Source organism: Fibrobacter sp. HC4 (assembly GCF_023373925.1).
In the GTDB taxonomy this organism is placed as follows: Bacteria; Fibrobacterota; Fibrobacteria; order Fibrobacterales; family Fibrobacteraceae; genus Fibrobacter.
The window spans coordinates 90,624-112,487 of record NZ_JALCZV010000013.1 but is presented as its reverse complement, the minus strand read 5'-3'; the positions used below and the strand labels follow the sequence as shown (position 1 = coordinate 112,487).

General features: G+C 48.9%; 20 protein-coding genes. 3 read left to right on the top strand and 17 right to left on the bottom strand.

Translation table 11 applies throughout. The annotated features are described in order from the left end of the window. Positions 1-644 precede the first annotated feature (644 nt). The 9 genes from MMG03_RS15885 to MMG03_RS10010 all read right to left on the bottom strand — a co-directional run bounded on the left by MMG03_RS15885 (position 645) and on the right by MMG03_RS10010 (position 8,144). Positions 645-776, bottom strand: a complete 132-nt coding sequence (locus MMG03_RS15885) for a hypothetical protein (protein ID WP_254917581.1) — start codon at positions 774-776, stop codon at positions 645-647. Between the two features lie 41 nt (positions 777-817). After that, positions 818-1,822, bottom strand: coding sequence for a hypothetical protein (locus tag MMG03_RS10045; RefSeq protein WP_249506189.1), 1,005 nt, complete (start codon positions 1,820-1,822; stop codon positions 818-820). 60 nt (positions 1,823-1,882) lie between these two features. After that, complete coding sequence (locus MMG03_RS10040) at positions 1,883-2,893, bottom strand: tetratricopeptide repeat protein (RefSeq protein WP_073284816.1); 1,011 nt, start codon at positions 2,891-2,893, stop codon at positions 1,883-1,885. After that, positions 2,883-3,539, bottom strand: a complete 657-nt coding sequence (locus tag MMG03_RS10035) for a TonB family protein (protein ID WP_249506188.1) — start codon at positions 3,537-3,539, stop codon at positions 2,883-2,885. Before MMG03_RS10035 ends, MMG03_RS10040 begins: the two co-directional genes overlap by 11 nt. A 185-nt stretch (positions 3,540-3,724) precedes the next feature. After that, positions 3,725-4,129, bottom strand: a complete 405-nt coding sequence (locus MMG03_RS10030) for a biopolymer transporter ExbD (protein ID WP_073160035.1) — start codon at positions 4,127-4,129, stop codon at positions 3,725-3,727. Positions 4,130-4,131: 2 nt separating this feature from the next. Next, positions 4,132-4,890 carry a MotA/TolQ/ExbB proton channel family protein gene (locus MMG03_RS10025; RefSeq protein WP_088665476.1) on the bottom strand — a complete coding sequence of 253 codons (759 nt, stop codon included), beginning with the start codon at positions 4,888-4,890 and terminating at the stop codon, positions 4,132-4,134. Positions 4,891-4,902: 12 nt separating this feature from the next. Beyond that, positions 4,903-6,408, bottom strand: a complete 1,506-nt coding sequence (locus tag MMG03_RS10020) for a MotA/TolQ/ExbB proton channel family protein (protein WP_083538223.1) — start codon at positions 6,406-6,408, stop codon at positions 4,903-4,905. Beyond that, positions 6,408-7,202, bottom strand: coding sequence for a DUF3450 family protein (locus MMG03_RS10015; protein WP_112132067.1), 795 nt, complete (start codon positions 7,200-7,202; stop codon positions 6,408-6,410). The genes MMG03_RS10020 and MMG03_RS10015 overlap by 1 nt, the downstream gene beginning before the upstream one ends. Positions 7,203-7,400: 198 nt before the next feature. Then, the gene (locus MMG03_RS10010; protein ID WP_073160030.1) at positions 7,401-8,144 is read right to left on the bottom strand and encodes an ankyrin repeat domain-containing protein; all 744 of its coding nucleotides are present in this window, start codon (positions 8,142-8,144) and stop codon (positions 7,401-7,403) included. Positions 8,145-8,258: 114 nt separating this feature from the next. Here MMG03_RS10010 and MMG03_RS10005 point away from each other — a divergent pair, with 114 nt between their 5' ends. Beyond that, positions 8,259-9,035 carry a hypothetical protein gene (locus MMG03_RS10005; RefSeq protein ID WP_073236708.1) on the top strand — a complete coding sequence of 259 codons (777 nt, stop codon included), beginning with the start codon at positions 8,259-8,261 and terminating at the stop codon, positions 9,033-9,035. A 74-nt stretch (positions 9,036-9,109) separates the two neighbouring features. On the opposite strand, the gene slyD is transcribed toward MMG03_RS10005, so the two are convergent. Both slyD and MMG03_RS09995 read right to left on the bottom strand, forming a co-directional pair. Further along, on the bottom strand, positions 9,110-9,709 hold the full coding sequence (slyD, locus tag MMG03_RS10000; protein ID WP_073160026.1) for a peptidylprolyl isomerase: 600 nt from the start codon (positions 9,707-9,709) through the stop codon (positions 9,110-9,112). Between the two features lie 78 nt (positions 9,710-9,787). Continuing rightward, positions 9,788-11,914 carry a thrombospondin type 3 repeat-containing protein gene (locus MMG03_RS09995; protein ID WP_112132066.1) on the bottom strand — a complete coding sequence of 709 codons (2,127 nt, stop codon included), beginning with the start codon at positions 11,912-11,914 and terminating at the stop codon, positions 9,788-9,790. Between the two features lie 75 nt (positions 11,915-11,989). Here MMG03_RS09995 and MMG03_RS09990 point away from each other — a divergent pair, with 75 nt between their 5' ends. After that, positions 11,990-12,175 (top strand): hypothetical protein, encoded by a 186-nt coding sequence (locus tag MMG03_RS09990; protein ID WP_139259148.1) that lies wholly within the window; start codon positions 11,990-11,992, stop codon positions 12,173-12,175. 5 nt (positions 12,176-12,180) lie between these two features. Further along, positions 12,181-14,493 (top strand): LysM peptidoglycan-binding domain-containing protein, encoded by a 2,313-nt coding sequence (locus tag MMG03_RS09985; RefSeq protein WP_112132065.1) that lies wholly within the window; start codon positions 12,181-12,183, stop codon positions 14,491-14,493. Position 14,494: 1 nt separating this feature from the next. Here MMG03_RS09985 and MMG03_RS09980 read toward each other — a convergent pair whose 3' ends face one another. The 6 genes from MMG03_RS09980 to MMG03_RS09955 all read right to left on the bottom strand — a co-directional run bounded on the left by MMG03_RS09980 (position 14,495) and on the right by MMG03_RS09955 (position 21,612). After that, positions 14,495-15,649, bottom strand: a complete 1,155-nt coding sequence (locus tag MMG03_RS09980; RefSeq protein ID WP_101478927.1) for a hypothetical protein — start codon at positions 15,647-15,649, stop codon at positions 14,495-14,497. Positions 15,650-15,700: 51 nt separating this feature from the next. Next, positions 15,701-16,579 carry an NAD-dependent epimerase/dehydratase family protein gene (locus MMG03_RS09975; RefSeq protein WP_073160010.1) on the bottom strand — a complete coding sequence of 293 codons (879 nt, stop codon included), beginning with the start codon at positions 16,577-16,579 and terminating at the stop codon, positions 15,701-15,703. Between the two features lie 2 nt (positions 16,580-16,581). Next, complete coding sequence (locus MMG03_RS09970; RefSeq protein WP_073160008.1) at positions 16,582-18,048, bottom strand: DnaA ATPase domain-containing protein; 1,467 nt, start codon at positions 18,046-18,048, stop codon at positions 16,582-16,584. A 374-nt stretch (positions 18,049-18,422) separates the two neighbouring features. After that, complete coding sequence (locus MMG03_RS09965) at positions 18,423-18,863, bottom strand: hypothetical protein (protein ID WP_073236721.1); 441 nt, start codon at positions 18,861-18,863, stop codon at positions 18,423-18,425. A gap of 22 nt (positions 18,864-18,885) precedes the next feature. Beyond that, positions 18,886-20,196, bottom strand: coding sequence for a U32 family peptidase (locus MMG03_RS09960; protein WP_073160004.1), 1,311 nt, complete (start codon positions 20,194-20,196; stop codon positions 18,886-18,888). 6 nt (positions 20,197-20,202) lie between these two features. Next, positions 20,203-21,612, bottom strand: a complete 1,410-nt coding sequence (locus MMG03_RS09955; protein ID WP_073160002.1) for a hypothetical protein — start codon at positions 21,610-21,612, stop codon at positions 20,203-20,205. Positions 21,613-21,864 lie beyond the last annotated feature (252 nt).

Genomic DNA, 21,864 nt, shown 5'->3' with positions numbered 1-21,864 from the left:
TATCCAGGTCCACTTCGGCGAGGATGTCGGCCAGGTTCCTGTTAGTCCTTGACGCCATCTCGAAAAGAGCCTTTGCGTTGACCGGTTTTGAAAAGACGTACTTCAGGAACCCGTCATGTTTTCTTTTGTTCATGTATTTTTTCGGTTGTTGCGCACACCTTTGCGGGAAGGCAAAATCGCCACCAATCCTATACACGCTTTTTTGCGGGGAATGGATCCCGATTTTTTGAAAAATGATTGTAAAATTTTTTAGCACGAACAAAGGAGCGCTGTCATCCCGGCCTTTGCGATTGTCATCCGCGTGAAACGGTGCTTTGCATTTTGCGGAAGCTCTGTCATCCGCGTAAAACGGTGCTTTGCAATTTGTCGGCTACTTTTACGCATTTTACAGGAGGCTTTCGCAAGGTCACCGAGCCTGCCGAGGTGCCCTTCGACACCTCTCCAAAGAGGATAACTCAACTAGGCCACTGATGTGGCGAGTTTCGTATAGCTCAGGGATATGGGAATGCCGACTCAGAGACATCGCTTACGCGGTGAAGGCTCTGGTTCGGGAATGTCGATGCAGAAACAAGTTCGGCATGACGTACGAAAAAAAAAGGCCCCGGGTGGATCCGGGGTGATAGTGGAGGCTATTTGTAAATAAATTAAGCCTTTTTATCCATTTCAGGATTGTAGAGGCAGCCGAATTCGCCATCGTATTCAGTGGCTTCGGGGCCACCATCGGTGCCACCGGACTCCATGAGAACGGTCTCGATTTTCATTTCTACAACGTCCATCTTGGGAGCGACATATTCTTTCTTAAATATTTTTTGACACCTTACTTGATGATGACCTTCTGGCCGTTGTTGTAGTAGGTTCCCTTGACGGTGGGCTTCTTGTTCAGTTTGCGACCCTTGAGATCAAACCAGAGGTTCTTATCGGTAGAAATTTCACCGGTGCGGGTGTCCATCTGAGCGATGGCGGTGACATTACCATCTTTGTCAAGGAACTCAACTTCAATTTCAGATGGAAGACTTTCATCAGAAAATGAGGCTACAGAAGCCATTCCCTCCGGGGCCGGCTTGCCTTCAGAAGCTTTAAACAAGGTATCATTCTTATTATAAACCAAATAAGCACGAAGAGGAGGAACACTTGCACCATTCCCCGCTTTTACAAATTTTCCAGCTTCTATTGACGTTGTTTCACTTATTTTTTTTGCATAGCCAGAAAAACCATACACTCCGACCTTAGATACATCATCAAAGACAATTTCCTGATACGTGCCCTTCATTTTCCAAGAGCCTTTAAGTGAGTCAGCTTTTACTCTAACAGTTTTGATTGAATCCGCAGCCTGAATGGTGTATTTACAGGAAGAGTTATCGGAGCTAGTTTTAAAACTAACCTTATTCCCAAATTGAATGATATAAGGAACATTCGCTTCTATTGATGATGTTTCCACTACAGAAAGAATCCATGAACCGCTAAAATTACGAACCTGTTCAAAAGCGAAAACTTTTCCGTCGTTGCATCCTTCAGGAACTGAGAACGGGAATACAACGCTTTTTCGATTAGCCTTATCTTCATCAGTTCTTTGATAAACAACCTTATCAACTGTAACAGCTCCATTTTTTTCAAACTTGCGTTTATAGAGCAATGTTGGATTATTATCATTGAGCTGTACAGTCGCCGAAGCTCCCGCATCAGCATAAATCGTAGCCACACACAAGCCATTATCTGTAGAATAAACAATTGGGCCGTTGCTACCGGACGGGCAACCTGTTGTTTCAGCATTTACGAAGCATGCCATGGCAGCAATAAAAGTCAGAGCAAATATTTTTTTCATTCTATATCCCCTGAAATAAGCATTTTGGGGAAAATTTAGCAAGATTGATTCGCTAATTTTTTATTTCTTTTCGCGGATGCGCTTGTACAGGCTTTCGGCCTTTTCAGTATCGCCTTCGTTAGAGAACACATGGCCCACGTTTTCGGCACCGATGCGTCCCTGGGAATTGCCTGCAAGCCAAGCCTTCATATAGCATTCGAAGGCTTCGTCGTAGCGTTTCTGATTGAAGTAAATCTGGCCTAGATCAAGATTCAAATCGGCGACGCCTTTCTTATGGCGCAAACCTTCTTCCAAGGTAAAGATGGCCATCCAGGGGGATTCCTGCTTCACGTACATCTGAGCCAGGTAACGGCGGGCAGAAACATTTTCCGGATCCATCAGCAGTCCGTTTTCCATTTCGTTCAAGGACTTCTTGGTGGAATCCATGCTACGATAGTAGTAAGCCATGGTAAAGTGGACATCTGCGCCAGCGGTGGCGGTCATCTGTAAGGCATTCTGCAAAGTCTTGATAGCGTATTCATAATCGCCTAACTTTTCATAGACTTCGGCCAAGCCATACCAGGCATCCATACGATCCGGATTCAGCTGGAGAGCCCGTTCAAAATTTTTCTGGGCAAGAGTCCAATCGCGGCCCTTCAAATAACATTCAGCCAAGGCAAAATGGACATGGTCCGATTCTACACCCAGTTCCACTGCGCGGTTATAGGCAGCAATGGCCTCTCCCGCATCCCCAGCCAGGTAATAGATGTCGCCCATGAGCATCCAGGCTTTCTCGAAATTGGGCAGCAGTTCCACAGTACGGCGGTAAGCCACCAAGGCCACTTCCTTGCGCCCCAGCTGAACAAGTGCGTTACCCAAATTGAACCAGGCAAAAGGTTCGTACTTGCCATCATCAATGGCTGCACGATACAGTGGAACAGATTCCTTGTACTTGCCCTGGTCGTAAAGTTCGTTTGCCTTGAAAAAGTAATCGTCGGCAGCAAATGCCGTTGAAGAAAGCAAGAAAAGAATGCAGACAAAGAACGAAAGCACTAGATTCTTTGACTCAGAATGACACACTCTAGTTAACAAAGCGGAACTCCTTTGTAGCCTTCTGGGCCACGGGATATCCGCCTAACTGAGCGGGACTGAACTTCCACTGACGAACAGCATTCAAGGCTTCCACATCAAAGCCATAACCTGCAGGTTCCTGGGTCAACACCTGAGCCTGAGCCACATCGCCGTAAACGTCAATCACAATCAAGACCTTCACGTAACCCGAAACACCCATGCGCTTGGCCTTTGCAGGGAACTTAGGCTGCACTTCACGCAATACACCGGCCTGTTCGTCCACTTCGCCAGCTTCATAAACAACATTTTCCATGCCGCCAGTACCAACGGCAACACCATCGCCTGCAGCACCACGAGCCAGGGACAAATCCATAGAGAAGTTCTGACTGCGGGCCATTCCCATATTGGAAGAGATCTTGAAGGGGTTGGGATTCACAACAGTACGTAAAACCTTTTTCTGAACTTCGGGCTTCTTTTCGCTAACAAGGACTTCCACCTCGGTAACGGCTTCCAGTTCCTTTTCGGCCTTAACGCCCTTATCGAAGAACAATGCGTTGATCACAGGAACAGCCAAGAAGAACACCGCACTCACCACAAAGGAAAGCACGAATGCCGCCGGAAAGCGGAAATACTTGACCATAAAATCTGTGAACGAAAAGTTCTTCATATAAATTCTACTTTTAGACTCAAAATTGTTAGATTCTTCGACTCCACTTCGTTTCGCTCAGAATGACACACTCAATCATGTCTCATAATTCATATCTAAGCTTCCAGATTCTTCGTTTCGCTCAGAATGACACCTCTCTCGCAGCCCCCTTCACTATTCACTGTTCACTGTTAATTGCCAATCGCTCACTCTTCCTTATTTGCTGAAATGGAGACTTTGCGGACCTTGGCAATATTACATTCATCCAAAATATCCACCACCACGCCATTGGGTGCGTCACGGTCGCTAACGATAATCACCGGACGATCCGGAGCCTCGGCCATCATCTGACGGAGCACGGTCTGCAGGGTAGAAAGATTCACCTGGGTTTCGTTAATGTGAATGGTTCCCTGGCGGGTAACGCCCACAAGAATACTTTCCTTGGCAAGATCCTTGGCGGAACTGGCCTTGGGCTTGGTAACGTCCACACCGGTTTCGCGGGTAAAAGTGGAAGTCACAATAAAGAAGATCAACAAGATGAACACCATGTCCAGCATGGGAGAGACATCGATGCCGCCAGCGTCGCGATTACGTTTACGAATAAAACTCATTTTTATACCTCACTGGATTCTTCGCTACGCTCAGAATGACTCTCTGAAGGGGACACAGGCTGGCTCTCTGAAGAGGAGTCAGGATGACACACTAAAGAAGCATCAAGACCACGTTCGGAATCAAACACATAAGCTTCAAATTTCAGGGCTTCGCTCCAGGCTTCATCTTCCACTTTTTCTACTCGGCTTGCCAAGTAGTTGTAGGCAAGCATCAGGGGGAAAGCCACCAGGAGCCCGGCCTGGGTCGTAAGCAGGGCTTCGGAAATGCCGTCAGCCAGAAGCACCGGATTTCCAAAACCAAAAAGCTGGATGGTTTCAAAAGTATGGACCATGCCACTAACTGTACCCAACAGGCCAAGCATAGGCGCAATAGCGGCGCAGGTAGAAATGGTCTTCAAAGACTTCGCCAAGTTCAGCGAAATGCGATGGCGAGTAGCTTCCATAGCATTACGTACCGCCACAGGACCTTCATGATGATGGTTGCGTACGTCTTCGGCCAAGGCCAAAAAGTAACCGTAGGGGCGCTTGCGGAGTTTCGCAAAGGCGGCGTCCACCCCCTTCTTCTTCAGCAACCGCCAGAAAGAAGACTGGGACTTTCCGCGGAGCATAAAATAGTAGCCATAGCGTTCCAGCATCAGAAACCAGCCAAACCATCCCAGCACAAAAATCGGTGCCAGGACCCAGCCCCCTCTAAAGAGGATGCCGAAAGCCGCTTCCAAGACGGAATTCTGATCTACGCCTGCAATCACTATGGGATCCATAACAACCGCGAATTACTTTTCTTTAATCCAAAGGGCATTCAATACAGCCAAGCCAGCCTTTTCCATACGACCACGAAGAGCGTCGGCACGGTTAGCCAGGAAGGTATGCAGAAGCTGCAGCGGAATAGCCACAATAAGGCCAGCTTCCGTCGTCACAAGGGCAATGGAAATACCGCCAGCCAAAAGCTTGGGGTCGGAAGTGCCATGCATGGTAATGACATCAAACAATTCGATCATACCCATCACGGTACCCAACAAACCAAGGAGCGGAGCCGTCGCCGCAAACACGGAAACCCAGGTAAGTCCAGATTCAATCTTGGGAACGTCTGCGGAGAATACGCCTTCCAAGGCCTTTTCTGCTGCAGCGCGGCCACCATATTCCTTGTTAAGAACGGTTTTCAGTACCTTTCCGACTTCCCCATGGGCCTTCTTTACATGTTTGCGGGCCCCTTCGATGTCTCCCTTATCCAAAGCTTTCAAGGTTCGGCGAACGCCAAGACCGCCAAAGCCAAAGATCAAGAGCCACAGCAGGCGCCAGGCCACAATCAACAGACCCAGACCGAAGATGGCCACGATGGGGTACATCAAAATGCCACCGTTCTTGAAGAAAGTCTTCAGTTCATCCTTCCAGGTGGTTTCCTGGTGGTTAGCCAGTTCACTGCTCAGTTCTGTACTCAGGAGCACGTCCACCGGCACCATAACATGGGCGGAATCCTTGTAACTGCCAAAAGCAGTTGTAACTTGAGTCTTTGTTTCGGGAGTCAGATTTTCTTGCCAGCTGAAGGAGCGTTTCTTTTCGCCAGCCACAGGGAGCATCAAGGCAGAGGCGCTATTGCCGGCGGAATCCATGACCGCAGTAGACTTCTGCATGGCAAACAAGCCACCCAGACGCATGCGGTAACCCTGGGCCACAGCGGTACCGAACACCAATTCGGCCTGTTCCACCTGCACTTCGCGGGTAAAGGCCATCTCGTTCTTGGCCACATTCAAGATAGACTTGGCAATACGGAGAGGATCATCGCGATACAGACCCATTTCCTTCTTCACCTTGTTCTGGACTTCTACGCGTTCTGCAATCTTGAAGGGAATTCCCTGTTCCTGGAACTTAGCCAACGTCTCAAGACGTTCGGGACCAGCAGCCAGAGAAAGGTATTCGGCGCGGGCCTTTTCAGCCTGGAGCTTTACCTGAGCCAAGTCTTCACGGGCAACGCGGACATCTTCGAAAAGACGGGCGCGTTCGCTCATGAGAGCGTCAACCTTTTCCTTGTTTTCCTGATACTTCTCGTTAAAAAGTTCACGTTCCTGATTGGCGGTTTCGCGGTCCTTCCAACGGGCGGCCACGGCCATGTCGCGTTTCTTGCGGGCTTCTTCCAAGTCAGCCTTGGCGCTGTTCAGTTCAGCACGCTGCTTTACAGCATCAATGGATTCTCCGCCCTTCTGAGCCATTGCGGGAGCGGCACAGAGAACAGCGGCAACAGCCACAGGGGCAATCAACTTACGAAGGTTAAAGAACTTCATTACTTAGCCTCCGCGGGAATAAATACAGGGATTGTAACCAGACGGGGAGCAGTCTTGCCCTCGGCCACCTTCATCACGTCCTTCAGGACGGTACGCATGGCCAGGTCGTCAGAAACATTCTTCCACTTATAGGCACCCTTATCGGTGCGGGTCAACCAAAGAACGTCGTTACCGTCGTTGCTCACAAAGATGGCGGCCACGGCACCATAACGCATGAACTTGCCGGCAACGTTGCGTGCATCCACCTGCAGGAACCCGTTCCACACTTCGGTGGTGTACCCAAGGCGGATTCGGTCATAGAAAACTTCCAAGGTGCGGTTGAGGCCATCGTCAGCCTCGATCAGGCTCTTATGAAGCTGATTGGCGATTTCCTTAACGCTGGTGACCGTTTCCTCGTTGCGGTACGGGAAATCGGACTCAAACACGGGAACCAGTGAATCGATAACCTTAGCCAGGGATTCATTGTATTTGGCCTTGCGGTTTTCAAAGTACTTGATGGTACCGGCGGTCTTCTGGCGTGCTTCAGCCAAATTCTTGATTTCGGCCTTGAGGGAATCGATTTCGGCCTTCAAGGTCTTATTCTGGGTAGCAAGAGCCTGAACTTTCTTGCGACCAACTTCCACAAATTCGGCGTGGCGCTTCTTTTCGGCATCGTGCATGGATTTTTCGCGGGCAGTTTCGGCTTCCACCGCCTTAATCTGACGACGGACGCTTTCAACCGTTTCTTGGGCACCGGCAAAAACGCCAGTCAAGCACAAGCATAGACACAACTTGGTCAGTAAAGAGAACTTCATAACCTAAAAATACAAAGAACCATTGCGTAAAATGCAGAAATTCTCAAAAAAAACGGAATTATAAGCAATTAAGAACAAACTTCACCCCGATAGGCAGAAAATCAGGCGGTCTACTCCCCTAAACGCAAAAAAATCCGCAGAAAAACTGCGGATTTTTTCGAATTTTTGACTATTCCAAGGGAATTCACCCCTCAAATCTTACTTGCCCTTGGAATCCTTGAAGTACTGCGGAGTATTCTTGGCGCCAGCCTTCTTCAGAGCCTTGATCAGACGGGTGTAACCTTCGTTGGTTGCCCAGTCCAGAACAGAGTAGCCCTGACCGCACTTGGCGTTCACGTCAACACCCTTACCAATGAGGAACATCATAGCGTCATACTGACCGTTCTTGACAGTCCAGTGGATGGGCATATAACCATCGGCGCTACGGGTTTCCAGGGAAGCACCGGCGTTGGCGAGGATTTCCAGCATGTCGACCTTACCAGCCTTAGCGGCCAGGAGAACTGCGGTACCCAGAGTCTGGGGATCAGCGCCTTCGGCCTTCAGCTGAGTGAGGAGGCGGGAAACAACTTCCTTGTTGCCCATCATGACAGCGTTGTCGATAACAGCTTCGCCGTTACCGTTGCGGACGTCAGCCTTTGCACCATGGGCAAAGAGGTAGTCCAGAACAACCATGTTACCCTTGTTGGCAGCGATAGCAACAGCGTTGTTGCCGTTGTCGGCGGGCTGGTCGATTTCGAAAGATGCCTGGAGGAACAAGGTCATCTTAGCGGTATCGCCATTAACAGCGAAGGAGACAAACTGGTTCGGGGTAAAGGCAATCTGCTGCTTAGTCAGATACTTACGGACGGAAGCCGGATCGTTAGGATCCATCTTATCGTCACAAGCCGTCAAAGAAAACATCAAACTGGCAGCGCAAAGGGCACCCAAAATCTTCTTGTTCATAATATTACAGCTCCAAATAGAGGTTTTTGCTTTTTATGACCGAAAAAATACACTTTTTTCACAAATAATTCACGAAAAATTTCAATTTACACGAAAAAAATTAATTTTTGTTTCATGTTTAGAAAGATTATAACGTTGAGCCTTTGCTCCCTTACCCTTGCCTTTGCCGACCGAATCGTCATTGATAATTCCATGGCGGCGGCTGAAAGGAGCGATATCCATGAATATGAAGACCGAGGATCATTCGGCCCTTACATTGAATTCAGCAACGTCAGCATGGGCAACGTGGATTACACCTACAAAGTCCACAACCAGAAATACAATATTTCAGTAGACAATTCATACATATACGGAGCTTCGGGAACCCTCCCCATTACCGGATGGTTCGACATCTACGTCATGGCAGGATACCAGTTCCTTGGCGTCAGCCACCACCCTGCAAACAGGGACAAGGTTATGAAGGATTTCGAGGCACTTTACGAAGACTATTTCGGCGACTCCCCCATCAGCAAGTCCGACATCGACGGCCGACATCAGATCCACACAGCCCTCTTCCAGTTGGGATTTGACCTGGCCTACCCTCTTATCGCAAGCTACAATTACCAGTTCATGTTCAAGCCCTATCTATTTGGAGCAGGTATATTCGGTAAGACCTTCTTCTCTGACAATACCCAGTTCCTGTCTCCGGTACTCTACGGCTACGCCTATGGCGCCGGCCTCCGAATCGCATGGCATGGGGCCTACATCTCTACCGGTCTCAAGAACAGCTACGAAACATTCCACACTAACTTCGAAAGAAAGACTTCCAAAGACAAGAGCGGTGACGAATTCAAGCTGGAATTGAATTCAAACTTCCAGCCGTTCCTCAGTTTTGGCATTACCCTATTCTAATTTTTTGGGGTAGTCAGACAGAAAAGGCGCCTGGTTCAAACCAGACGCCTTTTTCTAAACGCTAACTTTAAAAATTAGCCGTTATGATGTTCATCGTGATGCTTGCAGCCGCAACCGCCCTTGCCATCACAGTTTTCCTTGTGGCCTTCGCCGTGGCATTCGCAGTCAGGATCTTCGCCATGGCAGCAGTTTTCACCCTTACCGCAATGGCACTGATGCGGTTCAAAAGGCTTCAGTTCTTCTTCGGTAGCTTCGCGGACTTCGACCACTTCGATAGCGAAGTTCAGGTTCTTGCCGGCCAGTTCGTGGTTAGCATCGATAACAGCCTTGTCGCCATTGACGGACTTGACGCGAATGGGCATGGGACCTGCCGGAGTCTGGGCATAGAACTGCATACCGGCTTCAACCTTGTCGACACCCTGGAAAACGCTAACGGGAACTTCCTGAGTCATACGTTCGTCGTATTCGCCGTAACCTTCGGAGGGGATCACCTTGACGTCGAACTTGTCGCCAACTTCATGACCGACCATGGCCTTTTCGAGACCAACAACGATCATATGGGCACCCTGGATGTACTGCAGCGGGTCGCGGCCAGCGGAAGAGTCAATCACCTGACCTTCGTCAGAAGTAAGAGTGTAGTGCATCAGGACAACGGTCTTGTCAGCAATCTTCATAAAAATCCTTTATTTAATCGAGCTGCATTCTCGCAAGCCCGTCTTGTTCTAGTACGTTTGGCCTAATATAGAAAATTTTTAGGGTTCAGTCTTCATCAAGACCGGAACAAGCCGAATCAGGGCGGAACTTCCATTCTTCTGCGTCTGGGTCGGCGGAAGCTTGCTTCCGTACCCCTTATAGGTTAGACGGTCTTCACTGATACCCTTCATCTCAAGGAAATTGAATATGGAACGGGCTCGAGCTTCGGACAGTTCCTGGGCACGGTCAGGGCTAACATCGCTGGCACTGCACTGGATTTCTAGCATCATGGGATGCTTGCGCATTGCGGCAATCACATCGCTCAGGGCTGTGTAGCTAGAGTGGACCAACGTCGTGTCCCCATGTTTGAACTTGATCCTCTGAGCCATGGAATTGAAGTTCAATCGGGCATTCATGGGACAGCCTTCAATATCCACCGCCACCTTGGCAAGAGTTCCCGGGCAATAGTCCATCCAGTCGGGGATGCCGTCATGGTCTGAATCGATGGCACAACCCAGCGAATCTACAGGTGCACCAGCCGGAGTTCTCGGGCACTTGTCTTCTTCGTCAAAGACGCCATCGTCATCGGAATCCACGCGGCAGCCATCGCTATTGACAGCCACACCTTCCTGAGTATCGGGGCATAAATCTCTCGTATCGGGAACACCATCCTTATCAGCATCATTGGGGCAGCCGAACTGGTCTACAATTTCACCCGACAGGGAATTAGGGCAGCGGTCATATCCATCGGGCACGCCATCCTGATCAAAATCCAAGGGGCAACCCATCAAGTCAATCGAAACATCGGAGGGTGTGTCAGGGCATTTATCAACGTCATTGGGAATGCCGTCATGGTCCTGATCCAAAGGACAACCTGTACTGTCTACAGGATCACCGGGAATGGTATTAGGGCATTTATCGTTGTTATCATCGATTCCATCGCCATCGGTATCCAGCATACATCCTGTGGAATCCACAGCAAATCCCTTTTTCGTGCCAAGGCATTTATCCAAGTAGTCCGGCACTCCGTCGTGGTCAAAGTCCAGAGGGCAACCGTCTCGACCGACGATTACACCGAGAGGCGTTCCAGGGCACATATCCACGATGTTCAGCACGCCATCGCGGTCTTCATCCACAGGGCAACCACGAGCGTTCACAACCTGATTACGGCCTGTATTAGGGCACAGGTCCTTACGGTCTATGACCCCGTCACCATCGTCATCATGCCAGCTAAAATCAAAAGTCTTGCTCAAGGTTATGCCCATTGAAACCGTAGGGCTACCCGATATGGTAAAGTCTATATCCGAAGAAGAATTTTCAAGATGAACTGGCAATCCATTATCAAGATCGTCGGAACGGAAGTAATTGAGGCCTACGTCGGCGAATACTGTCAGGAAGGCGTCATGAGGCAAATGCAACTTGAGGGCAGGAGTAAAGCGGAACGGACTGTTCAGCACACTGCGATGCACATGGGAAGAACGTATGGGACTCTCGCCGGACATTTCCAAAATCAAGGTTAGCATTTTTTCTGGGAAAATATTGAAACCGCCGCCCCACAGGACAAACGTTTCGTCAGCACCCACTTCTTTTAAAAGAGCGGCATAGCTGTTAAAGGTAACAAACTCTCCACCGACAATCGTCAAGTAGGCATTCGCCCCCACAACCCAGTTGCCCGCCGTATACGCATAAGACGAACCGTCACGTTCTATATACCACCGATGTCTCGGTCTAAAGCCTTTATTTTCAATACCGGTAGGCGCGATGATTTCACTCCCTAGGCCAAGATAAATCCAGTCAGATAAAGGGAACGAAATTTTGCCAGCAACCTGAATGTCACCCAGTCCAAGTCCATTAAAATCATCACCGGGAATGTCCCCGTCGTAGTGGAACGGTACAGAAAAGGACAAATCCAGATTATCCAGGACACCAAACGACACAAACAAATTCTCGTCGTTTGACGGAGTATTCCTGCCAAGGTCAACCTGTTTACCGTCTGCGGTATAGTACCCTTCCATGCTGGCAGTTTCACCATTGCTGACCATTTCAAAACTGCCTGAGACAAAAAGGTATCCCTGGCCAAGTGTCATGGCAGAAGGGGCGTACAGACCGCTTTCAGACTGGGCCAAGCCAATCTGAGCCAGTGCACAGGACACGCAAACTGCAATGAGGAGCAGGAGTTTTCTCATAAGACCCCTAGAAGTTAAAAATTTTTGGAAACGCTCACGAGGCCTCCTTTTTAAATGAGTATATTTCTCCCCGAAATGAACGATACTCAAAAACAAAACGAAGAACAGATTGAAAGTGAAGATCGGAATGTCTACCCTTCCTGGCACCGTAAATCACAAAAAGCCTATTTTGTAAATAAAATTATCATCATCCTCCAAATCATAGCCGCCTTTGTCATGGCAGGCGTCATCTGGTTCGGAGTAGACCGTGTACTTCGTTAAGCAAGATGAAAAAATTTTTTCGCCATAAGATTTCTTTAGCAAGCACACTTTCTGCATTGGCAGTCCTTACCCTCACAGGCTGCGCCTCTAAGCCCGCACCGGTAACTCCTATAGTGGAACCGACTCCGCAAACGACGGCAGATACCACGAATGATTCCTATACGGAACAGGCTCTCAAGGAAAAAGTTTCCGACGCTATCGCCTCGAGGCCTTCATGGACGTACTACCAGTACGCATTGCAGGCTATGGAAAATCAGGAGTGGCTTTTGGCAAGACATTACCTGGACGAATCCCTTAGGCAGCTCGTTTCTGAAAAGTACGATTCCACCTACAAGAATATTTCGTTCCAGGAAGACTCCCTCTATAGAGCCACCATGCCACAGCGCATCGTCTCGGCACTTGATGAAGTGTACCCCAACGTTGCCGAAATGGGAGAAAGCGCCGAAAATTTCGTAAGGAACGAAGTTTCAATTGAAGGCATTGACGATCTTGACGAAAACCAGGCCGACAGCGCCACTCTGCAAGTCATTGAAAGTTTTTTGGATACCGTTGACCTAAAACAGTTCTCCCTGCCGGTGGAATTCAACGACCGCGTCATGCAGGAAATCTACTACATGACCAACCAGGCCCGGTCCTTCATGTCCGGCTCCCTGAACAGAAAGACCGCCTACGATTCCCTGATCTACGCCCAGCTGGATGCAGCCCAAATGCCGCGGGACTTGATCTACCTTTCCCTGGTGGAATCTGGATTCAAGGTTAAAGCCTACAGCCGCGCCAAGGCATCTGGCATGTGGCAGTTCATTCCCGAAACCGGCAAGCGCTATGGTCTTGAAGTAGACTACTGGGTAGACATGCGCCGCAACCCGGAAAAGGCGACAAAGGCGGCCCTCAAATATCTTAAGCGACTGCACGATGAATTCGGCGACTGGCTGTTGGCCATGGCCGCCTACAACTGTGGTGAAGGCCGTGTCCGCAGACTGGTCAAGGAAATGAAGGCAGACTCCACTAGAGATTCCAGCCTTGCCGTCACTTACTGGGAGTTGGACCTTCCCAAGGAAACCATGCGCTATGTTCCCCGTATTCTTGCAGCCATGGTGGTCGGTCACTTCCCCGAGCAGTACGATATGATTGTGGAACCGCAACGTCAGCCGGACTTTGATACGGTAACCGTTTTCGATTCATTCCCTCTCGAAGAAGTTGCAAACCTTCTGAAGGTCAAGGAAGACACCCTCCGCAGCCTTAACATGGAACTGGTAAAATGGTGCACGCCCCCCAACAAGGACTCCTACCTGTTGCGTCTGCCTGTCGGTACAAGAGCGGCCTTCGTTGACGGCTATGACAAGATGGAGAAAAACAACTTCTCCAGCTGGCACCACCACAAGGTTAAGCGAGGCGAGAATCTGGGTTCTATCGCCAGGATGTACGGCATCAAGGTTTCAGAACTGCAGCAAGCCAACGACATGAAGAACACCCGCATCAGGGCGGGACAGTCCTTGCTCATTCCCATCAGGATTACGCCGAAGCCCAAGTCGGCCTCTTCTGCCAGAAAGAAGCCTGAAAAAGTCCGCACTTACGTGGTCCAGCCCGGCGACAATCTGGCCTCGATCGCCCGCAAGTTCGGAACCTCCCAGGAAAACCTCCGCGCCTGGAATTCCATGGACGCCGCCTCTTTCGTAAATGCAGGCGACACTGTTTTCGTTTCGAAGCCCGAATTGAAACCGACCGCCGCAGTTGCCACCACTCCTGTTGAACGTCCGAAGCTGGCCAAGGGTGAAAAGTACGTGGCAAAGTCGGGAGACTCCTATGCCGCCATCGCCAAGTCCTACGAAGTTCCCGTGCTTTTGCTTCTGCAGGCCAACAACGGATTCAAGAAGCGTCTTGCCGTCGGCGATTCCATCGTGATTCCCGAATTCAAGCACACGCCTTCCAAACCGGCAAAGCAGGCCAAGAGCGCCGAATACAAGAGCGAACGAAAGTCTAATTCCGCAGAAAAGCTGACAGTCTATACAGTCAGACCTGGGGATAACCTTACCGCCATTTCCAGAAAGTTCTCGACCACGGTACAAAGAATCCAGGAACTCAACGACATGGGCGCCAACACGGTTATCGACGTGGGACAAAAGCTTAAGGTTCCTGCGGCACCCAAAAAAGAAATGCAGCCATCCGAAGAAGATGACCGCATTCATGAAGTTCAGAAAGGCGAAAGCCTTTGGGACATCGCCCGCCAGTACAAGGTTACCATCGAAGATATCGTCAAATGGAATAACCTCAACGACACCAAGGTACGTGCAGGCGACCGCTTAAAAATCAAGCGCTAGATTACTCATACTGAGGCATGGTCCATACAGTCGGCATGGACGGTTCTTCAGTATTGGAGTGATCCAAGTTGAAGCCCTTCTTGGCATCGAAACCGCTAACGACACCCTTAATGCCAGTCAGGCATTTTTCAGGTTCGCTACAAGCGGTATTCTTGATCAGAAGCACATTGCCATAAACATCCCAGACACCGGAATTGTTAAGGACGGTGGTGTTGCCCTTCTTGGAGTCGACACTGTACTTGCCGGAATCCTTCAACGTCAAGGTCCAGTCATAACCGTCCTTGTCGGCAACCCATTCGCCAGCAATCTTCTCGTGATTAATAGCTTCATACTTGTTGCTGGAAGACTTACAAGTCTGCTGACCACCAGTGGCGTCATCCATAGTATAGTCGGTACCCACAGTCATGGTCACCAGCGGCAAATAGGATTCCTTTTCGATAAAGGTCGGAAGCATCAACAACTTGCTGCGCTGGATATCATAGTAACCAGCTTCCCATTCATCACCTGATTCAGCAACGTAGCGGCCTTCGTAGAAGGAATACTTAACAGTTGACTTTTCCTGTTTGCATTCCAAGGTCAAGCCATTCAACTTGCTACCATCGGAAATCACGTTTTCAGAAATTTTAACCTTAGCCGTTTTCAGGTCGGCATACTTGCTACCGTTCAGGGAATACTGAAGCTGGTCTTCGCTGTTCACGATGAGCTTAATAGTAGCACCCTTCTTGAACAATTTCTGCAGGGAATCGGCAACGGCGAAATCAGCACCCAGGAAGCTGCCGTTCTTGCCTTCTTCAGAAAATTCCAGGACACCGTCCTTGAAATCAGAGCGGAAAGCCACCCATGCGGTATCGGGAATCCACAAGGAGAACACACCCAGCTTGGAGCCTGTAGCCAAGTAAAGATCTGTACCAAACAGGGGAAGAGAATAATTCTTTTCCAGGTCTTCCAGAGTGGCAACACGTGCGCCCTTAGGCAGGTCACCCTTTTCTTCCTTTGCGGAAGAGGAGGATTCTTCTGCTACAGAGGAGGAAGATTCTTCGACGCTGCTGGAGGAATCTTCTTCACGTTCAACATTGGAAGAACTGCTATCACCGCCACAGGCAGTAAAGGCAAGAGACATGGCTGCTGCGGCAGCAAAGACGGATAATTTCTTCATTGAAAAACCTCAATTTTCTTTTCAACAAAGAATATAAACTAAAAATTTACATTATGCAAAGGGGTTTCCCGGATTATACCCCAAATCGCGGCGTGCGGAGTCAATTTCGGGAACAGCATCATAAAGAAAGCCAGCCAGAGCCTGTTCTGCCGTTACGGGACGGCCCCCAATCCAGCTTTTCAGTACAGCCACCTTTCGGGCAATCCACCAGGGAATGGGAATCATCAAATGTCGCTTGCCAGCGGCAGCCAATATTTTTTTAGCCATTTGAGCCATGGATATGGGAGTGGAGCCAGCCAAAGCGTAAGTCTTGCCACGAGTATATTCCGAAAGACCAGCCGCCACGATACCCTTTACAAGGTCAACGCTCCGGACCGGACGCTTCAAGGACTTTCCGCCCCCCGGTAAAAAATAAACAGGGAAACGTTTTACATAGGCGGCAAACATATTGTATTCAATTCCGCCACCATCTCCGATTACAAGGGTAGGACGCACAATGGTCCAACGCAAGCCGTGTTCCCCTGCGGCCTTTACATAGGACTCCCCTTTTAATTTACTTTGTCCGTAAGCAGTCAGTATAGGATAAGTAACGGATATACTGGAAACATACAGAAAACGTTTAACCTTTGCTTCAAGAGCCGCGTCAACAACGTTCTTGGTCCCCTGAAAATTCACAAAGTCAAAGGCACCCGCTTTTGTAGAAAGAAGTATTGCCGCCAGGTGGTAAACCACGTCTACCCCATCAAAGGCAGCTCTCATGGTTTCGGGTTTAGTAACATCCCCATAAAAAACTTCAACTTCCTTCGGCAACGAACTAGCCAAAGTATCGCCCGGAAGAGTCAAGACACGCACACACACATTCTGTGCCATGAGTTCCCGACATAGCGCCTTCCCTACGACGCCAGCACCCCCCGTCACCAAAGCAAGCATTGCTAGGCTTCCAGCAAATACCGGATATCTTGAACCTTGCGGGCAAGGTTTTCATCGATACCCATCTGCTTTTTCAAAGACTGGATGGCGGCGATAACTGTGGCGTAGTCACGGTTGAAAGTTGCCCCAATATTCTGGAGAGATTCCGTCGTCATTTCACGGCAAAGGAACATGGCCACCTTACGGGGCAAGGCAATGCCAGCATCCTGGCGCTTGCTCCCCAAGGAAATCAAGTCCGTTTCAAATTCAAAAGCCACCGTTTCGGCAATGCTCTTCAAGGTCAACGCCTCACGAGCAGAGGAATCGTTAGGTGCAGTCAAGCGACGTACCGCATTCAAATCCAGATTTTCCTGACAGAAACGGTTCATGGCGCCAAGCCAATGAAGCATACCTTCAAGTACACGAACATTCTGACGACGCGGAATAGAGAGGAATCTATAGATTTCTTCCCTGTCTCGATCTGCAAAGGGAACAGAAACACCCATCTTCTGGATAAGTCGCATTCTTGTCTGCAGATCAGGTTCATCAATTCCTACGGCGACACAAGATTCAATGGGAGCCAAAAGCTTAGTGGATATACAGCGGATTCCCGAGGAAACGCATTTCTTTGCATCTTCCTTGGTATCTGCGATGGTAAACTTTGACGGATGGCAATCGCAGGAAAGGACAACCTGCTTACCCACTGCACGAAGATGACGAATCAGGATCGCAAGGCGTTCCTGGGACCGAATACCCCTTTCAAGTAGCTGGACATCATCCAGCAGGAGGATATCGCAATTTTCGTACTTATCCTGAAAGGCTTCGGCCAGTTCACGCACATTTCCCGTTTTCTTTTTCAGAGCATTGGCCGTTGCTGTCGCATCACGCAAGAAATCATAGGCGTGGCAGTAAACAATCCTTGCCTCGGGACGATTCTTCTGAATACTTGCTGCTATAGACTGCAAAAGATGTGTTTTACCAAGGCCAGAATCGCCATATACAAACAGCGGATTCAAGGCAGGGTCGCCAGGATTCTCGGAAACAGATTTGCAAGCCTTATAGGCGGTCGAATTACTTTCACCTTCAATAAAATTTTCAAAGGTATAGGCCGCATAAAGATTTAGCTTAGGTCTACGTTTTACAACCTTTTTGGGGCGGGCAATAACAGGACGCGGAGGCACCGGGGCCGAAAAACTCATTTCGGGAACGGGAGCCGTGGGTGCCACCTGACGAATACGGTAATCAACAAATTCTGTGCCGAATACAGACCTGAAAGCCTTACGAAGAATGTCGCCGTAATGGGTATTGATCCAGTTTTCGCGCAGTTCGTCGGGAACGGTCAGAAGTGCATAGCCATCGCGCACCCCATCAAACCCGACTGCATCGAGAATAGTAAGCCCAAAATAGTCGTTGCATTCTTGACGCACCAAGTCCAGCACAGACTTCCAGGGCGACTCAACAACATCAAAAATAGAAACAGTATTCGACACGCAAAACCAAAGTAAGAAAAACTACAAACGTGGTCTAAAGTTAAGTAAAGGGCTCCAGGATTGAGCCCTTACCATAAATTTTTCTTATAAAACGCGTTTTTTCAATCAAAAAAGGCAAAAAAAAATTTTTACCTCAAAATCCACCGTTCTATCCAATTTACGCACTCAATTAATCACGCATCAATCAAAACTGCACCACACTAAAAAACACAACTTATCAACAGAAAAATTTTGAACAATCTCTTGACAAAAAAAACGCCCTTTCCAAGGGAGCAAAAAACATCTAATCTTAAAGCATATAAAAAAATAACCTGCCCTTTTTAAGCAGATTTCGCCATTTTTTTCGGAATTCCTTGAAACTCAACGAGTTAGAACTATTGTTCTTCGTGGCGGTCCATTTTAGACTGAAGAGTCTCGATCCGGTGTTCCAGCATGGCCTCGATTTCAGGCAGAAGGCGGTCCTTAATGCGATCCAGATACAGGCACTGGAGCTGAATCATACGATTGCGGTGCTTGCCGGCATGTTCCTGAATCCAATGGCTTACGGCAACCTGACGGTCAAGCATTTTCTCTTGCAGAGTCTGCCTGATATAGGTGGTCTGCACGGCCATATAACGCTGCATATTAAAGGGAAGCTTATAAGTCCTGATGAACTGCTTTAGTAGTTCCAGCAGGGAAAGATGCTGATCCTTATGTTCCTGGATGAATTTTTTCAGTTCATCCAGGTGGCTGGCAAAAAACGGAACAATAGCCTTATCATCAATTTGATAAAGCTCTAGCTCGTCCTGTTTTTTGGTAGCTTCGTCTACGGCCATGCTTTAAATTTATCAAATATTCCTATTTATTGGGGAATTTCTTCACAAAAAAGCAGAATTTAGCATTTTCAGAAGAAATTTTTACACCTTCCGGTAAGAAGATTCTTCCCTCAGTTCCCGGATTCAGACGGTCGGCAGCGCCTCCCCTAAAATCATTCATGGAAACCACTTCACAGGGGGCCATTTCAGAGGGGGTCATCAACAACAGGGAATCATCCATCGTAAACGGATTTTTCACATTGACGCGGCAGGAACGGGTATCAGGGTCATAATCAAGAACCTGGGCGGCCACACAACCGGCATCGGCGTCCAGATGGGTCGATTCATAGTTCTGGGGCAGCGGTCCCTTCATGAAACCCGTCATAAAACCACGACCGTCCAGGAAGGAAATCGCCTCGCGAGCCACATCGGGAATACTCATTTCCTGACCGGCCTGGGCCTGGGCATAGCAGGCGTCAATGGCAAGACGGTAGGCGCGAACCACCTGACTCAGATAATAGACAGACTTGGTTCGGCCCTCAATCTTGAAAGATTCCAGATTGTTCTTCATCAATTCGGGAATCACATCCATGGCGCAAAGATCACGGCTGCTCATGAAATAGGTACCCCAGGTATCCTCATCCAGAGCGATGGGATCCAGTTCCGGGCGGTCTGTACGCTGCAAGGTGAAATTGCCTTCATGTTCGCGGTAATCTTCCACCTGAGGACCTTCATTGGCATATAGGCGGTAAGGCATGCGGCAGGAGTTGTCGCAGGCACCCTGATTAGCGTCACGATGAGTCACCCAGTTAGACAGCATGCAACGGCCAGACATGGACATGCATACAGCACCATGCACGAACACTTCCAGTTCAAGCCCCGGATTCTTTTCCTTGATTTCAAGGACTTCGGGCAGGCGAAGTTCGCGGCTCAGAATCACGCGGGTACAACCCAAATCATGCCAAAATTTTGCCGTAATGTAGTTCGTGGTGTTGGCCTGTACAGACACATGAACTTCTACGTTGGGGCGCACCTGGCGAAGCCAACCGATAATACCGGCATCGGCAACGATAAGCGCATCGGGGCCCTTGTCGATTGCGGCCAGAAGAGCGTTCTGGAAAGCCTCCACCTTGGTATTGCGGGCAATAACGTTACTGGTCAGGTAGAATTTCTTGCCCAGCTTATGAGCGTATTCAATACCTTCTGCCAGATCATCCAGATTCTTAAAACCATTTTCACGAGCACGCAGAGAGAAAGCGGGCTGCCCAGCGTATACGGCGTCGGCACCATAGGCAAAGGCATACTTCATTCGGGTCAGGTCCCCGGCAGGGGCAAGGAGTTCAGGCTTGATCATAGGAGCTTACCACTTAAATCCACCGCGGAGGTAGACTTTTTCATCGTTGAACAAAGTTATTTCGGCCAGATAGAACAGGCGTTCGCCTTCGTAGCTTACAGACGGCGTCAGGGAATATTCCATCTTGGCACCATTCAGGAAATCCTTGTGAATTTTCATATGGTCCACACGAGGCGTGGTATCATTCAAAGCACTACCATAGTCCGTTCCCTTCCAATACCAGGTATTACGGAGGGAAGCGAAAATGCGGTGGTCCAATCGACCATAAACAGTCCAGTCAATAGTCTGACTGTTAGGGCCGTTCTGATTGCCAATGGGGCGACCAAGATGAGCCAACTGGGCCGTGTTCTTGTGGAAATGAGAATAGACGTAAGGTTCGATGCGGGCGTATTCCGCAATGGTACCAGCTTCCAGAAGATGTCCCTTTATAACAAAGTCATGAGCACCCTGGAGGCCAGCCATCCAAGCCCACTTGGCCTCGATATTGTCGTTCTTGACCAGGCTTACCGGGCTTTCCATATCATCCAGGAAGAATTCCGTATACAGACGGACTGACCTAAAGAGACGATAGTTGAAATCAAAGGACAAGGAACCATTATTGCTGTCTTCGGAGTAGTTGCCCTTTTCCATGAACAGCGGAGCCGTAGGAACAAAGAGCCAAGGTTTCATATTATCGTACAGCATCTGCAGTTCACTGATGCCGAAAGTGCCGTTCCCTACAGCAAGTTCGTAACGATGTCCAAACAGGTTGCGGCTTTCATCCTTATTCTTCATACTCATACTGGAGTAGATACGAAGATCGGCATAGAAAGATACAACGCGCAACGGACCAAAGGTCAAATCCATGGTCAACATGTTGTACGGGAGCGCAAACTGATTTAAGGACAAGTTATTGTAATAGCCGGGGCCCCAGTGCAAGACATCTCGACCTAAATCCAACCTGAACCAGTCATGATTAAAGGCGAAGTGTGTTCTGTAGCGGGCATAGCTTGTATATTCGATACCGGAGTTGTTCTCCTCTTTCTGAACTTCCAGGAATTCGCCGTCAAAAGATTTCGGATTGGATGCAGAATGGCCTTCATCATAAATGCGGGCATCAAGAACAAAATCAACAGAATCCGCAAAACCCCGCAGATAGATTCCACCATCAATGCTGGGCCAAACGGTATCACCCAAGGCCTCACCACCGCGATAATCCAGGCCACCCACCAGTGAAACGGCCAAGGCAATTCTCGGTTGGGCACTATCAGCACTACGTCCCTTTCCTAAAATGGATCCGCCGTGGACGTTATCATAACCCAGAAGAGCATTGCCTTCGGTCTTCAGGAAATTCTTGCGGAAGGTGGTATCGCGACGCGGGTAAGAGAAGAACTGACGCCCCTCCCCTGTTGTCACCTGATGCAATTCAAACAGCATGGGTGAATTTTCAAGCAACCGCAAATTGCGAACGTTTTCAGGAGCTACGACAGGAGATGCAGCAAAAGCTGAAACAACTAGGCTACAACAAATGGCCCAAAGACAAATGGGTTTCAAGAAATAATGTTTCATAGATGTTGATTTTTCAAGAATCGTGGACCATAAATTTAGTTTTTTTCGTCCTGCTTTTCTAGGGGACCAGTACGTTAACACGATTTCGGTCATTTTTGTTCCACCTGGAACAATTCATCC

Excerpts from the sequence above, each read along its gene's own strand:
- MMG03_RS15885 (WP_254917581.1), bottom strand. The coding sequence starts at position 776 with ATGGACGTTGTAGAAATGAAAATCGAGACCGTTCTCATGGAGTCCGGT.
- MMG03_RS10045 (WP_249506189.1), bottom strand. The coding sequence starts at position 1,822 with ATGAAAAAAATATTTGCTCTGACTTTTATTGCTGCCATGGCATGCTTC.
- MMG03_RS10035 (WP_249506188.1), bottom strand. The coding sequence starts at position 3,539 with ATGAAGAACTTTTCGTTCACAGATTTTATGGTCAAGTATTTCCGCTTT.
- MMG03_RS10030 (WP_073160035.1), bottom strand. The coding sequence starts at position 4,129 with ATGAGTTTTATTCGTAAACGTAATCGCGACGCTGGCGGCATCGATGTC.
- MMG03_RS10025 (WP_088665476.1), bottom strand. The coding sequence starts at position 4,890 with ATGGATCCCATAGTGATTGCAGGCGTAGATCAGAATTCCGTCTTGGAA.
- MMG03_RS10020 (WP_083538223.1), bottom strand. The coding sequence starts at position 6,408 with ATGAAGTTCTTTAACCTTCGTAAGTTGATTGCCCCTGTGGCTGTTGCC.
- MMG03_RS10015 (WP_112132067.1), bottom strand. The coding sequence starts at position 7,202 with ATGAAGTTCTCTTTACTGACCAAGTTGTGTCTATGCTTGTGCTTGACT.
- MMG03_RS10010 (WP_073160030.1), bottom strand. The coding sequence starts at position 8,144 with ATGAACAAGAAGATTTTGGGTGCCCTTTGCGCTGCCAGTTTGATGTTT.
- MMG03_RS10005 (WP_073236708.1), top strand. The coding sequence starts at position 8,259 with ATGTTTAGAAAGATTATAACGTTGAGCCTTTGCTCCCTTACCCTTGCC.
- slyD (WP_073160026.1), bottom strand. The coding sequence starts at position 9,709 with ATGAAGATTGCTGACAAGACCGTTGTCCTGATGCACTACACTCTTACT.
- MMG03_RS09995 (WP_112132066.1), bottom strand. The coding sequence starts at position 11,914 with ATGAGAAAACTCCTGCTCCTCATTGCAGTTTGCGTGTCCTGTGCACTG.
- MMG03_RS09990 (WP_139259148.1), top strand. The coding sequence starts at position 11,990 with ATGAACGATACTCAAAAACAAAACGAAGAACAGATTGAAAGTGAAGAT.
- MMG03_RS09985 (WP_112132065.1), top strand. The coding sequence starts at position 12,181 with ATGAAAAAATTTTTTCGCCATAAGATTTCTTTAGCAAGCACACTTTCT.
- MMG03_RS09980 (WP_101478927.1), bottom strand. The coding sequence starts at position 15,649 with ATGAAGAAATTATCCGTCTTTGCTGCCGCAGCAGCCATGTCTCTTGCC.
- MMG03_RS09975 (WP_073160010.1), bottom strand. The coding sequence starts at position 16,579 with ATGCTTGCTTTGGTGACGGGGGGTGCTGGCGTCGTAGGGAAGGCGCTA.
- MMG03_RS09965 (WP_073236721.1), bottom strand. The coding sequence starts at position 18,863 with ATGGCCGTAGACGAAGCTACCAAAAAACAGGACGAGCTAGAGCTTTAT.
- MMG03_RS09960 (WP_073160004.1), bottom strand. The coding sequence starts at position 20,196 with ATGATCAAGCCTGAACTCCTTGCCCCTGCCGGGGACCTGACCCGAATG.
- MMG03_RS09955 (WP_073160002.1), bottom strand. The coding sequence starts at position 21,612 with ATGCTGTTTGAATTGCATCAGGTGACAACAGGGGAGGGGCGTCAGTTC.